Genomic DNA, 12611 nt, shown 5'->3' with positions numbered 1-12611 from the left:
TCAATCACGAGCTCTTGTACTTTTCGAATCAGGTTTGACGGCGCTCTGCATCATCCAGCATGAAGGTCAGCCATGAAAATTCTACTCGTTGAAGACGACAAGTTACTCGGTGACGGAATTGCTGCGGGCATTGCCCAGTCGGGCTTGGCTGTTGACTGGGTATTGGATGGACAGCAGGCTCATACTGCGCTCGCTAAAGGCAACTACGATGCTGTTGTGCTTGATCTTGGTCTTCCGAGCCTGTCCGGCACGGAGCTTTTGAGGCGGGCCCGCGCCAGCGGACAAACCCTACCGATTCTGATTCTGACCGCTCGTGATGCCGTGGAAGACCGGGTGGCCGGCCTGGATGCCGGTGCCGACGATTACCTGGTAAAGCCTTTCGATCTTACTGAATTACAGGCACGACTGCGGGCATTACTCCGCCGCTCCAAGGGATATGCCGAACCCGTCATCAACCACGGAGAACTCCAGGTCGATTCAACCAGTCATTCGGTGTATTGGTCTGGAAACCCGGTTGATCTTTCTGCACGTGAATTCACGATTTTGCACACATTATTGCTCAATGCCGGACGAGTCATGTCAAAGACACACATTGAAGAACAGCTTTACGGCTGGGGAGAGGAGATCGAGAGCAATACGATCGAAGTCTTTATACATCATCTGCGCCGAAAGCTTTCTCCACAGCTGATCCGTACTATCCGTGGTGTCGGGTACATGATTGAGAAAGCCACACAGTGAGATCATCGCTACGGTGGCGTCTTTTTACAATTCTTGCGGTATCCGTACTGCTCGCCTGGATTGCGACGGCGTTCTTCACCTACCTGGATGCCCGTCGTGAAATCGGCGCCACACTTGACGCCCGGCTGGTAAAAGCGGCTGAGCAGATCTCAGAGCACCTCGACAACGCAGAAAATGTCAGTGCGAACCCACAACAAATTCGTGACTATACCGGCACCATGCTGCAGGTCTGGCAGCATGACGGTTCTTTACTGCTCGACTCGAGTACGGCTCCAAAAGAACGCTTGGGCACACAGCGTGAGGGTTTTGAGAGCACCACTCTCAAGGGTGTTCACTACCGTATTTATAGCCAATGGGACAAGGCCGGTCGTCTTAATGTGCGCGTAGCTGAGCGCTATGAATTACGCGATGCACTGGCCGAAAGCGTTGCGAGCCACCTGCTGCATCCCCTGTATTTTGCTGTACCAGCGCTGGGCATACTGATTTGGTTATCAGTTGGTGCCGGGCTAGCGCCTTTATCCCGTTTTACTCGTGAGGTAAAGCAGCGTGAACCGGACAAGCTTGAACCACTTGATCTCTCTGGTACCCCCCGTGAAGTTATGCCATTGCAGGATGCGCTCAATGCTCTTTTCGCCCGCCTGCAAGTGTCACTTGAGTACGAACGACGCTTCACGGGCGATGCGGCTCATGAATTGCGCACACCGTTAGCAGCCATAAAGACCCAAGCACAGGTGGCACTTGCTGCGCGCGATTCGGAACAATTGGAGCATGCGCTGAACAGGATAATCCATGGCACAGATCGCGCCGCTCATCTGATTGAGCAATTGCTTGTGCTTTCGCGCCTTGATCCGGAACAGACATCAGTTGACCAACAACCAATCAAACTTTATGCAGTGGTGAATGAATGTGTCGCTTTGCATGCACCGGTGGCGATGCGTAAGGGTGTGGACCTGGGATTTGAGGCAGATGATGATGGGTTGGTACTTGGCGATGCAGCCATGCTTGCGATTCTTATGCGTAACCTCGTTGATAATGCCGTCCGTTACACGCCTGCTGGTGGGCAAGTGGATGTTCGAATTAAGCGCACCGGTAATGAAGTATTGCTTCAGGTTGTTGATACCGGCCCAGGAATCCCGGAGGAAGAGCGAAATGTGGTGGCGGCGCGGTTTTATCGCTTGCTTGGCAGTGGTGAGGACGGCAGTGGACTGGGACTTTCGATTGTAGAGCGTATAACGAAGTTGCATGGAGCTTCGTTAACGTTTGACGATAGTGATGCCGGAGAGGGTCTGGTTGTAATCGTGCGTTTTGGCGCAGTGTCAGTATAACAACGGTCGATCTTTCAAATTACGAGTTTATATTGGCTGTAACCGGCTTCCTTAAGCGGAAATTAAGGTAGGTTTGAGATACTCCTTTCCAGCCGAACAAACGGTGACCTCAAAGGAGAATTTCATGAACATCAAATCCGGACTTTCGACGTTTGCAACCATCACTGGCATGGTGCTCAGCCTGGCAGCTGTCAATACGATGGCTGCACCGGCGAATAACGAACACGAGCATGACGGCCATGGTTCGATGGAGCTGAGGCTTGATAACGGTAGCAAATGGGCTGTTGATGCACCGCTTAGTCGTGCCATGAACAACATTGGAAGCGCCATGCTTAAAGATATAGGGGCCATCCATTCTGGCGAACTGGCAGAGGAAAAATATGCCGCATTGGCCAAGAAAATAAACAATGAAGTCAACTACATGGTCGAGAACTGCAAGCTTGAGCCTGAGGCTGACGCCCAACTCCATCTGATTATTGCCGAATTGATGGAAGGTTCAACCGCAATGGAAAGCAAGGCCAATGCGCGAGATGGCGTGGTGAAAGTCATGGGCGCAATTGAAAGTTACGTTACGTATTTTGATGATCCTGATTTCAGCCCGATTGAGCATTGATAATCAGCTTGGTACACCAGCCCAATAGAGGGTCTGGTGTACCAGGTAATTCGCCTCACCGGTCAGTAAACATCCTCCAGATAACGACCCTCTGCTCTCAACGCATCAACATTCATGCTCAACGGTTCGAGAATCGCATCGAATACCTGTTTTACACCTGCGGCCATATCCCGGCCCCCGCACACCAATATCTGTGCACCTACCTCAATCAGTTGTCGCAATGAGGCTTCATCAGCAACGATGGCATCCTGAACATAGGTTTTCTCTGCTGATCGTGAAAACGCGGTATTCAGCCCGGTAAGCCGCTGGTCGGCCAGATAACGGCCAAGCTCTGGCTTATAGAGAAAATCCGATTGCGGATTACGGCCGCCCCAGTACAGGTACATGGGGTTGCGTTCCGTATTTTTTCGGATGAAGCCGGCAAGTGGTCCGATGCCCGCACCCGCCCCAACCAGAATAGTGGGTGTAGTTCCTCCTGCTGGGCGAAAGCCGGGGTTATGCTGCACAAATCCGTTAATCCGATCTCCCGGTTTGAGGCTGTGCAGATACCCTGAACAAAGGCCATTAGTCTGTTTTCGGACACAGATTTCCAGCTGGCCGTCCGACGAAGAGGACGCCAGCGAATAAAACCGTGCGGCTTGATCTCCGGGGGGCGCAACCCCGAGCAGGTCGCCAGCCTCAAAATCCGGTAGGTGTTGCCGGTTTCGAAAGGACAGTCTCTGCCACAGGTTTCTGTCACTTTGTACCGGCTTGAAGCGCAATATGCTGGTAGGCGCATTCACAGCAACGCCGTAGTCCACACGCTCAACAAGCTCGAACTCCGATGTAACGGCAGGCGCGGGATTATGAGTCAGTGCCAGCGCAATGCCCATGTGCTCGCCAATCACCTCGCCCCATTCCCGAAACTCCAGTGTGGAACCACGATTAATTTGCCTAACGGGATGCATTTGCTGCAGGCCTTTGCTGCCAAGGGCCACATCCACATCCAGCGCATATTGGCAGAATTTCGGGAACTGTTGGTCGCCAAACCCGAGAACCACATACTTCAATCCGTCATCCGCCTTAAACTGTTCAAGCCGAGTCATGAAGTGACTGGCGGAGGAGGGCGCGTCACCGTCACCAAAGGTTGATGTCAGAACGAAAAGCACAGAGGCCTTCGGGTAATGCTCCGCCAGGTCATTCATGGGTGCGCAGAGCACTTTCTTACCTGCCTGATTGAGTTTGTTCTGGAGGTCTTTGGCAAAACCCCAGGTGGTATTGCCTTCTGAGCCCACCAGAATCACGGCATCAGCTGCTTCGATGCTGGCGCTTTCATCCAGACGTATGGATGATGAGCGCCGCTGCCACCAGATTCGTAGCCCGGTAAACGACAGCACCGGCACTGTCAGCGCGACTATCCCAAGAATCAGACCTAACCACCACAAGCCTTCACCCGTATGCAGCCGGATCATCCAGTGATGAAACTGGCTGCCGTCAGAGCGTGGCTGGTACTGCAGCAGTTCACCGGTTGATTGATCAACGAACCCGGAACCCGCGGTGGTGCTCAGGGAATAGACGTCAGCGGAGTCATCCGGATAGGGGAACACCAGCTCACGCAGCTCATTGATATCCACATTCTTTAGCGCGTTCAAAGAGTCTGCCGGTGCCCGCGTGCCGCCTGAGACCTGCGCCGGAAACGATGGCTCCGTATTGGCGGCCTCTGGTAAAAGGCCAAACCTTACCGCAGACATATAGCTGCCGGTCAGCGCCGACAGCAACAAGCCAATTACGGCAAATCGTGCCAGCTCGGCGTGAATCCGCGGGCTACCGGAACCGGCAATAGGCCGCAACATTGCCTTCCAGCCCCCCAGGCGTCGAGCCAGCAGAAACGTTCCGGACAGACAGATCAATACCATCAGTGCCGCCAACACTCCAGCCAGCATTCGGCCGACATCATCCATAAGAAAAGATCGGTGCAGGTTCTTTACCCAGCGCAAAAATGCCGATGGCTGGTAGGGGGCAATGCCTTCACCCGTCAGGGGGTTAACCAAGTCGGCACCTGGCTGGCCATCACGATTGTAATAAACGACGACTTCGCCAGAGAGAGAACGTTCGATCTGTTCCGTGCCCGGATATTGGGCCACTACGCGCTCAGCCAGATCAGCCACGCTCAGTTCACCGGCAGTTGGGACAATCGCGGCCGAGCGCTCAAGTGCCGGCACTACGGAAAGAACAACTCCGGAGGTCGCCAGCACCACCAAAAACAATGCGGCGACCAATCCGGGTAAACCATGGAGCTTGCGCAACATAAATCCGGCTCCTGTCAATTACTTGAGGGTATAGACAAAGGAGTGGACATAGCCACGGCCAGAAACCGTCTTTCCAGAGCCTTCAGTGGTCAGAGGCGCCACCACATCCGCACGGTTGTCACGCATATCTTCAACTGAGGTATCAACACGAACCTGGTAGCCCGAATCAATCAATGCGTCTTCAAGTTCCAGAGTCACTTTCAGGGTGCGTCCACTGGTCACACTGGCACCGGTAAGTCCATCGTATTCAGCCTGGCTCAGACCACTGCCCCGGGCCCAGTCGCGCAGGTGTTTGTAATATTTACTCTTCTCACCGGCAATCCAGAGAGTCCCATGGTATTTGCCATCGTCATCGGTGAGGTAGAGCGCAAGGTAAGCCCCGTCACCACCATAATCACTCAGTTGCGTGGTAAAGGTGACTTCCCGGGCCTGTGCGTAAGCCGGCAATGCCATTGCAGTCGTAAGCCCCAGAGCAAACAGAAACTTTTTCATGATGTGATCTCCTTTAGTTACTCAACAGTCACGCTGGGACGGCCTTTGACGATGCCCTTGCGCGGAACCCGCTCTGCGTTGGTCGGCTCGCTGTCGTTCCGCGATTTGCCACGATGGTCGTCATCGTCATCGTCGTCATCCTCCCGCTCGATTTCCATCAGCTCAAAGGTCGCTGGAGAGTACTCAGCTTCCACGCGATCTCCATTTGGATCCCTTCCTTTAACCTCGTAACAACCGTCGTCCACCTTGATGCGGAACACTGTCCACCCTTCGGCTTCCAACTGTTTCCGGAGGTTTTCGCGTGGCTGCCATCCGGCAACCGGATCATCGCAATCATCGTCAGCAAAGGCGCTGCCGCCCACCAGCAGTAACGAAAGGCTGATAACAATGGGTTTGATGTTCATGGCATATCTCCCGTTCAATCGGTTTAAACAACCCTAAAGTTCTTACCTGACACTGGCCTGAACGGGCGGCCAAATACGAGGATGGCCATTAGGTAGTTGAGCGGTTCAGGCTGTTGTCAGGTGGCGGCTGTAGTATCTTCTGATCGTGATCAGGCAAAAGGTGAAACATGCGGGTACTGTTGGTTGAGGATACAACCGGGCTGGGTGAGGCGGTGCGGGATCAGATCAGCGAGGATGGCCATGCCGTGGACTGGGTGCAGAGCCTCGCTTTTGCGGATACTAGCGTGAAAACCACCACTTATAATCTGATTTTGCTCGATTTGATGTTGCCAGACGGACACGGTTTTGATTTTCTGAAAAAACTGCGGGCCCGCGGTGATGCAACACCCGTGATTATTCTGACCGCCAGGGATCAGGTGTCAGACCGCATTGCAGGGCTGAATGCCGGTGCTGACGATTATCTTGTGAAACCCTTTGATTTATCAGAACTGTCCGCCCGGGTGGCCGCCGTGGCGCGACGCTATCGTGGCAACCCGAACCCCCTGGTTCATATCGGAGATCTTTTAGTGGATCTTGGTGATCACCGAATCAGCCTCAATGGCCAACCGGTTGAGCTCACTGCACGGGAGTGGGCGCTGTTTGAAGGGTTTTTGCAGCGCCCGGGAATACTGCTGTCCCGTTCACAACTTGAAGACCGGCTTTACGAATTCGGGGCCGAAATTGAGAGCAACACCATCGAAGTCTACATCAGCCGTTTGCGTAAGAAACTGGGGCGCGATGCCATAGTGACGGTTAGAGGTATGGGTTACCGGTTAAACTCTTATGATCACTAAAACCAGCTTACAGAAAACCCTGGGTACTTGGCTCACCCTCGGCGTGACCTTGCTCTGGCTCCTGGGTGTCATAGCGTCAGGCGTGGTCGCCCGGCACGAAATGAATGAAGTTTTTGACAGCGCCCTGGAGGAAACCGCGCAGCGTATTCTGCCATTGGCGGTGACCGATATTCTGAACAGGGAAAATGACACAGGCAATCAGCGCGCATTGGCCCTGAAGGAGCACGACGAGTATCTGACCTATCTGGTTCGCGACGCATCAGGCAAGCTGTTTTTGCAATCCCACGGCGCAGATCCCGGAGTTTTCGGAGCCAAGCCCCGACAAGGATTCTCCGAAACGCCAACTCACCGGATATACGGGGAGGGAGCCATCAGCAATACCCTGTACATTGAGGTTGCCGAACCTATCGCCCATCGTCGCGAAGCCGTTCTGGAAACGAGTCTCGCACTGCTCATTCCACTCATAGTGCTGATTCCGATCAGCCTGATCGGGGTGTGGTGGGTGATAAAGCGGTCACTTCGTCAGGTCGTTCTATTGCAGCAATCGATAGAAGCCCGTGGTGGTGGTGACCTTTCTCCCGTAGCCGTGAACCGTCTGCCAGAAGAGTTTGAGCCTATCATGGTGTCGGTCAATCGCTTGCTGGAGCGTTTACGCAGAGCGCTTGAAGCAGAGCGAAGCTTTACCGCTAACAGTGCCCATGAATTGCGAACCCCACTGGCGACAGCGCTGGCAAAACTTCAGCGGTTGAAGACGGAAACGGATGACGCCAGAGTTAAAACGCGAGCCGGTGAAATCGAAGAATCTCTTCGCACCCTGTCCAGGTTATCGGAGAAGCTACTCGAACTGGCAAAGGCTGAGGGTGGCAGCGCGCTGTCAGAAACCTGCAACAACCTTGTGCCCATACTGCAAATGATCGCCAATGATTACGAGCGTAGGGCGCCCGGTCGCCTCAAGCTGGAATTGCCTGACGACAGCGTAATGTCGTTACTCGATCCCGATGCCTTTGCCATCCTGGCAAGAAACCTGATAGAAAATGCACTCAGACACGGCGCTGCCAGCCGACCAGTCAATATAAGTCTTACAGGTGAGGGCAGCTTACGAGTGATCAACGCAGGTGAGATTGTACCGCCAGATAAGCTCGTCGTGTTGCGCAACCGTTTTGTCCGCTCCGATACACAAACTCTGGGCTCTGGCATCGGACTTGCCATTGTGGAAGCCATTGCCAGCGGCGCGGGCACTTCCCTGAACCTCCGCTCACCAGCCTCAGGTCAGAGTGACGGCTTCGAAGCAGAAGTAAATGTTGTCGTGGACCACACAGATCGACGCGCATAAGGTGGACTCTGGTACAGACACTGGCTGCGTCTGCGGGCCGCAACTTAGTGTCGCCCCATCACTCACTGCTTCGGCTATCCCGCGCAGCAGGACAGCTGTGTGACATCTTTGGTAAAGGTCTGGGCGCAGAGCTTCAGGCCTTCCACCATGGTCAAGTAAGGGAACAGCTCGTCGCCGATCTCCTGCACCGTCATGCGCGATCGCAATGCCATCACGGCCGTCTGAATCAGTTCCCCGGCCTCTCCGGCTACCGCCTGGACGCCCAGCAACCGACCTGAATCGCGTTCGGCTACCATCTTGATGAAACCGCCGGTGTCGAAATTAACCAGCGCACGCGGTACGTGCTCCAGATCAAGCACGCGGGTATCCACGCTGAAGCCTTGTTTGAGTGCCTCGGCTTCCGTCAGGCCGACGGTGGCGACCTGGGGGTCGGTAAACATCACGCCCGGCATGGCACTGAGGTCCAGTATGGATTTGCCGCCCGTCATGTTGACGGCAGCCCGGCTTCCCGCAGCAGCGGCCACATAGACGAACTCTGGCTGATCGGTGCAATCACCGGCAGCATAGATGCTTGGTACCGTGGTTTGCAGGTGCTCATCCACCAGAATCGCGCCATGTGCGGTTTCCACTCCGATGTTATCCAGATTCAACGCCTCGGTATTGGGTGTCCGCCCGGTGGCTACCAGCAGTTGATCCGCTCGCAAGGTCCCGGCGTTAGTCTCCAGCACGAATTCATGGCTGGTGTAGTCGACACGGCTCGCCGTGGTCTTTTTGAGCACCTCGATGCCCTCGCGGCGAAACACCGCCTCCACGGCGTCGCCCACCGCCGGATCTTCTTGGGAAAGCAATGCGCTGCGGGCCAGCACCGTGACCCGGCTACCAAGCCGATAAAATGCTTGCGCCAGCTCCAAAGCGACAAACCCAGCGCCGATGACGATCAACCGTTCGGGTACAGTCTCCAGTGTCAGGGCACTGGTGGAGGTCAGGTAAGACGTATCGACCAGTCCCGGCACGGGCGGCTCTGCGGGGCGTGACCCCGTGCCGATAAACGCGCGATCAAAGCGAAGGGTCTGTTCACCACCCTCATTCAGCGCGACCGATAGCTGATGAGCGTCAATGAATCGGGCCTCGCCGTGCAGGACCTTGATGGCTGGATGGTCGCGCAGAATCCGTTCGTACTTGGCATCACGCAGCTCGTCGACACGCGCCTGCTGTTGCTTGAGAAGCGTCGCCCGATCGATCACCGGCGCCTGGGAACTGATTCCATCATCGAAGGGGCTTTTCTTACGTAGATGGGCAATATCCGCCGCGCGAATCATAATCTTCGAGGGCACGCAGCCGATATTCACGCAGGTGCCCCCAATGGTGCCCCGTTCTATCAGAGTAATGCGGGCGCCGCGCTCTGCCGCCTTGAGGGCGGCGGCCATGGCCGCGCCACCACTGCCGATCACGGCGATATGAAGGTTCTTTTCACTGTTCATGGGGAGAATTCCTTTTTCCGGGTGAGTGAGCGTTATAACAGGCGTCGTATTGCTTCTTGCGCCATAGCGCATAGAGGGTCAGACCGATGAAAAAGGCCAGTGCAGGAAGCAGAACAAGGTCGAGATAGCCGGTCAGTGTCGCTAATCCGACGGTGGCGAGCAGGATTACAAGGATCGGTGTAAAGCAGCACAGCGCTACCAGGACTGTGCCTATCACGCTCACGCGGACCAGGGTTTTGGGGTTCTTCATAATGTCTCGCGATCCGCTTTCGGGGATGTCCGGGTTGATGGATATCCATCGTCGGCAGTGGCCAAAGTGCCACGACCGTTATTGGGTTTATGCATGAGGTTCTCCTTCCGAATATTCGCCTGATGACTTAATCTTACTTCCGTAGTCAACTACGGAGTCAAGCGTCATGAATGGAGCGCTGGAGAACCTGACCATCGGTACCTTTGCCAAAGCGGCCGGCGTCAACGTGGAGACGATTCGTTTCTATCAGCATAAAGGGCTGTTGCCGACGCCGGAGAAGCCTCCAGGGGGCATTCGTCGCTACGGCAGTGCTGCCGTGGCGCGGGTGAAATTCGTGAAGTCGGCGCAACGGCTGGGGTTCAGCCTGGACGAGATTGGGCAACTACTGATGCTGGACGATGGCACCCATTGCAGCGAGGCGGCAGAACTGGCTACGCAGCGACTGGGCGACGTGCGCGCAAGGCTGGCTGACCTGAACCGAATCGAGTCCGTCTTGAGTAAACTGGTTACTGAATGCCATGCACATCAAGGCAAGGTGTCGTGCCCTGTCATCGCAGCGCTGCGAGGTTGCTAATCCCCAAGTGGCCTGCACGTTGGAGAAGGGCCTGTGCCTGGATAAAGGTTTTGCGATCATCTTGCGGAAATAACCGCATCTGACAATGAAAGTATCGGACGGTTAAGGCTGATGTCAGGTTAACTCTGCAGAATTCAAACAAACCCAAGCCGGAGTTTGTTTGTGCCAAACCTACGCACCAGTGTCACCCTTTTGCTGCTTTTGGCGGCTCAGGTCAGCTTCTTGGCTCCCGGGCTGAGCTACGAGCTGTTGCTGACACTCAGTGGCTACCTTGCCATCAATTTCATGTCCATCACTATGCTGTTGGCTACCCGGCCTGCGAGACTGGAATCCTTGTTGGGTGGTCTTGACAGCATGTATCAACTGCATAAGTGGACGGGCATTCTGGCCGCTATTTTTGCCCTGACGCACTGGCTGATCGAGATGGCGGATGATGGCCTCGAAGCGCTGTTTGGCTCGGATCGGAGCTTGAAGGAAGCACACTTTTCCGGGCTGTTGGACAGCCTTCAGGATGGCGCTGAAGACTTGGGAGAGCCCGGCCTTTATCTGTTGCTGTTTCTGGTTGTCATTACCCTGACCCGATGGGTGCCCTACTATTACTGGCGTTATCTGCATCGGGTGATCCCTCTGATTTACCTTGTGCTGGCCGTTCATGCAATGTTGTTGGCTCCTCTGAAGTGGTGGCAGCAACCCACCGGCTGGCTGATGGCGTTGTTAATCGTGGGTGGTACAGTCGCAAGCCTGCAATCGTTGACCGGGCAAATTGGAAGGAACCGCCGCTACAAGGGGCTGGTTCAGGCCGTCAAGCAGACGTCAGCCAATATCACGGAAGTTGTCTGTGACATGGGCCGGCGCTGGCCAGGCCACCAAGCCGGACAGTTCGCCCTGGTGACGTTCGACCGAATCGAAGGGGCGCATCCTTTCAGCCTGGCCGGTGCTGACAACGACAGCGGGCAGCTCATCTTTCACATCAAGGCACTGGGAGACTTCACCCGCAAGATCCCCCGTAAGCTACATAGTGGCCAGACCGTTACGCTGGAGGGTCCTTATGGTCGCTTTGATCCGGACAACGGCAGAAAAAACGCCCAGCAAATATGGGTGGCGGGCGGCATTGGGATTACACCGTTTCTGGCGGCGCTGGAAAGCCGCCTGATCAATTCCGACCAAAAACATGCCGCGGTCAAACTGCATTACTGCACTGCCGGAGCCGTAGATGATCCAATGCTGACTCGCCTGCAACAACTTACGGAGCAGCTCCCGGATGTATCGCTGTACATCCACGACAGTTTGCGGGGGCAGCGATTGACCGCGAATAAACTGCAAATCCATGACTCCAGGGTGGATGTCTGGTTTTGCGGGCCGCAAGGCCTGGCAAAAGCCCTGAGAAGCGCACTGAAGCAACAGTCCATTTCATTACGCTTTCACCAGGAAGTTTTTGAGTTTCGCTGAAATAGACCTCCTCTTTCGGCCCCGAGTCAAGCAATCGGTAGCAGCCATGGATTTTGATATGGCGAGGCGAAGCTTGGAAGATCATTATGTCCTTTTCGACAAGGTGATTGGGGAAGCGTATGAGCCATAGTGAAATCCATCGATCACATCGAGTAGGTTGGTTACGTGCAGCGGTACTGGGTGCAAACGACGGAATTGTTTCTACGGCAAGTCTTATTATTGGTGTCGCTGCTGCTAGCAGTACTCATCAAGGCATTCTTCTGGCCGGTCTTGCTGGCTTGGTAGCAGGCGCTATGTCTATGGCGGCTGGGGAGTACGTGTCCGTTAGCTCGCAGTCCGACACTGAGAAAGCCGATCTGGCTATTGAAAAAAGATCATTGGAACAGGATTTTGAGTTCGAAAAAGAAGAACTCGCTTTAATATATGAACACCGAGGGCTTGAGTCGGCTCTGGCAAAGAAAGTTGCCGAACAGTTAATGGCTCATGATGCACTTGGCGCCCACGCCAGGGATGAAATAGGCATCTCGGAAAGTGTTAGCGCCCAGCCCGTTCAAGCGGCGTTCTCATCGGCAGGCTCCTTTACCATTGGTGCCGCACTTCCGTTGGCGGCGGCGTGGGTTGTACCGGGTAACCAGCTTATTTCTGTTGTTGCAGCATCCTCCCTGTTTTTCCTCGCGCTTCTGGGCGTGATTGCTGCGAGTGCTGGCGGGGCCTCGATTACTGCCGGCGCAATCAGAGTTACATTTTGGGGCGCACTCGCAATGGCAATTACGGCTGGCGTAGGTCGAATATTTGGCGTGGTTGCATAATAAGGGCTGGGCTTCACAGGCT

Annotated in this window: 13 protein-coding genes; 8 read left to right on the top strand and 5 right to left on the bottom strand. The window is 54.9% G+C overall.

Annotated elements, in window-relative coordinates:
• The first annotated feature begins 72 nt into the window (after window positions 1–72).
• From FFI90_RS05865 to FFI90_RS05855, 3 genes are all read left to right on the top strand, one after another.
• Window positions 73–738 carry a response regulator gene (locus tag FFI90_RS05865; protein ID WP_144776940.1) on the top strand — a complete coding sequence of 222 codons (666 nt, stop codon included), beginning with the start codon at window positions 73–75 and terminating at the stop codon, window positions 736–738.
• Window positions 735–2063 (top strand): ATP-binding protein, encoded by a 1329-nt coding sequence (locus FFI90_RS05860; protein WP_144776939.1) that lies wholly within the window; start codon window positions 735–737, stop codon window positions 2061–2063. Before FFI90_RS05865 ends, FFI90_RS05860 begins: the two co-directional genes overlap by 4 nt.
• A gap of 124 nt (window positions 2064–2187) precedes the next feature.
• Window positions 2188–2676: a hypothetical protein gene (locus tag FFI90_RS05855; protein ID WP_144776938.1), complete on the top strand. Its 489-nt coding sequence runs from the start codon at window positions 2188–2190 to the stop codon at window positions 2674–2676.
• A gap of 62 nt (window positions 2677–2738) precedes the next feature.
• On the opposite strand, the gene FFI90_RS05850 is transcribed toward FFI90_RS05855, so the two are convergent.
• From FFI90_RS05850 to FFI90_RS05840, 3 genes are read right to left on the bottom strand one after another with little or no spacing between them, the layout of a single operon-like run.
• Entirely contained in the window at window positions 2739–4964 is a 2226-nt protein-coding gene (locus FFI90_RS05850) for a PepSY domain-containing protein (protein WP_144776937.1), read from the bottom strand.
• An 18-nt stretch (window positions 4965–4982) separates the two neighbouring features.
• On the bottom strand, window positions 4983–5456 hold the full coding sequence (locus FFI90_RS05845) for a DUF2271 domain-containing protein (protein ID WP_144776936.1): 474 nt from the start codon (window positions 5454–5456) through the stop codon (window positions 4983–4985).
• A gap of 17 nt (window positions 5457–5473) precedes the next feature.
• The gene (locus FFI90_RS05840; protein WP_144776935.1) at window positions 5474–5860 is read right to left on the bottom strand and encodes a PepSY domain-containing protein; all 387 of its coding nucleotides are present in this window, start codon (window positions 5858–5860) and stop codon (window positions 5474–5476) included.
• A 167-nt stretch (window positions 5861–6027) separates the two neighbouring features.
• Here FFI90_RS05840 and FFI90_RS05835 point away from each other — a divergent pair, with 167 nt between their 5' ends.
• Both FFI90_RS05835 and FFI90_RS05830 read left to right on the top strand, forming a co-directional pair.
• Window positions 6028–6693, top strand: a complete 666-nt coding sequence (locus tag FFI90_RS05835) for a response regulator (protein WP_144776934.1) — start codon at window positions 6028–6030, stop codon at window positions 6691–6693.
• Window positions 6683–8026 carry an ATP-binding protein gene (locus FFI90_RS05830; RefSeq protein WP_144776933.1) on the top strand — a complete coding sequence of 448 codons (1344 nt, stop codon included), beginning with the start codon at window positions 6683–6685 and terminating at the stop codon, window positions 8024–8026. Before FFI90_RS05835 ends, FFI90_RS05830 begins: the two co-directional genes overlap by 11 nt.
• A gap of 74 nt (window positions 8027–8100) precedes the next feature.
• Here the strand turns inward: FFI90_RS05830 and merA are convergent, their stop codons facing one another.
• Both merA and merF read right to left on the bottom strand, forming a co-directional pair.
• A complete protein-coding gene (gene merA / locus FFI90_RS05825; protein WP_144776932.1) occupies window positions 8101–9507 on the bottom strand; it encodes a mercury(II) reductase in 1407 nt (468 codons plus the stop codon).
• Window positions 9497–9757 (bottom strand): mercury resistance system transport protein MerF, encoded by a 261-nt coding sequence (gene merF / locus FFI90_RS05820; protein ID WP_144776931.1) that lies wholly within the window; start codon window positions 9755–9757, stop codon window positions 9497–9499. Before merF ends, merA begins: the two co-directional genes overlap by 11 nt.
• 166 nt (window positions 9758–9923) lie before the next feature.
• Between merF and merR the strand changes: the two genes are divergently transcribed.
• From merR to FFI90_RS05805, 3 genes are all read left to right on the top strand, one after another.
• Window positions 9924–10331 (top strand): mercury resistance transcriptional regulator MerR, encoded by a 408-nt coding sequence (gene merR / locus FFI90_RS05815; protein ID WP_144776930.1) that lies wholly within the window; start codon window positions 9924–9926, stop codon window positions 10329–10331.
• A 162-nt stretch (window positions 10332–10493) separates the two neighbouring features.
• Complete coding sequence (locus tag FFI90_RS05810; RefSeq protein ID WP_144776929.1) at window positions 10494–11780, top strand: ferredoxin reductase family protein; 1287 nt, start codon at window positions 10494–10496, stop codon at window positions 11778–11780.
• A 119-nt stretch (window positions 11781–11899) separates the two neighbouring features.
• Window positions 11900–12589 carry a VIT1/CCC1 transporter family protein gene (locus FFI90_RS05805; protein WP_144776928.1) on the top strand — a complete coding sequence of 230 codons (690 nt, stop codon included), beginning with the start codon at window positions 11900–11902 and terminating at the stop codon, window positions 12587–12589.
• Window positions 12590–12611: the final 22 nt, after the last annotated feature.

Origin of the sequence: Marinobacter maritimus, from assembly GCF_007671675.1 — a bacterium.
Lineage (GTDB): Bacteria > Pseudomonadota > Gammaproteobacteria > Pseudomonadales > Oleiphilaceae > Marinobacter > Marinobacter maritimus.
This window is presented reverse-complemented; position numbering and strand designations above follow the sequence as displayed.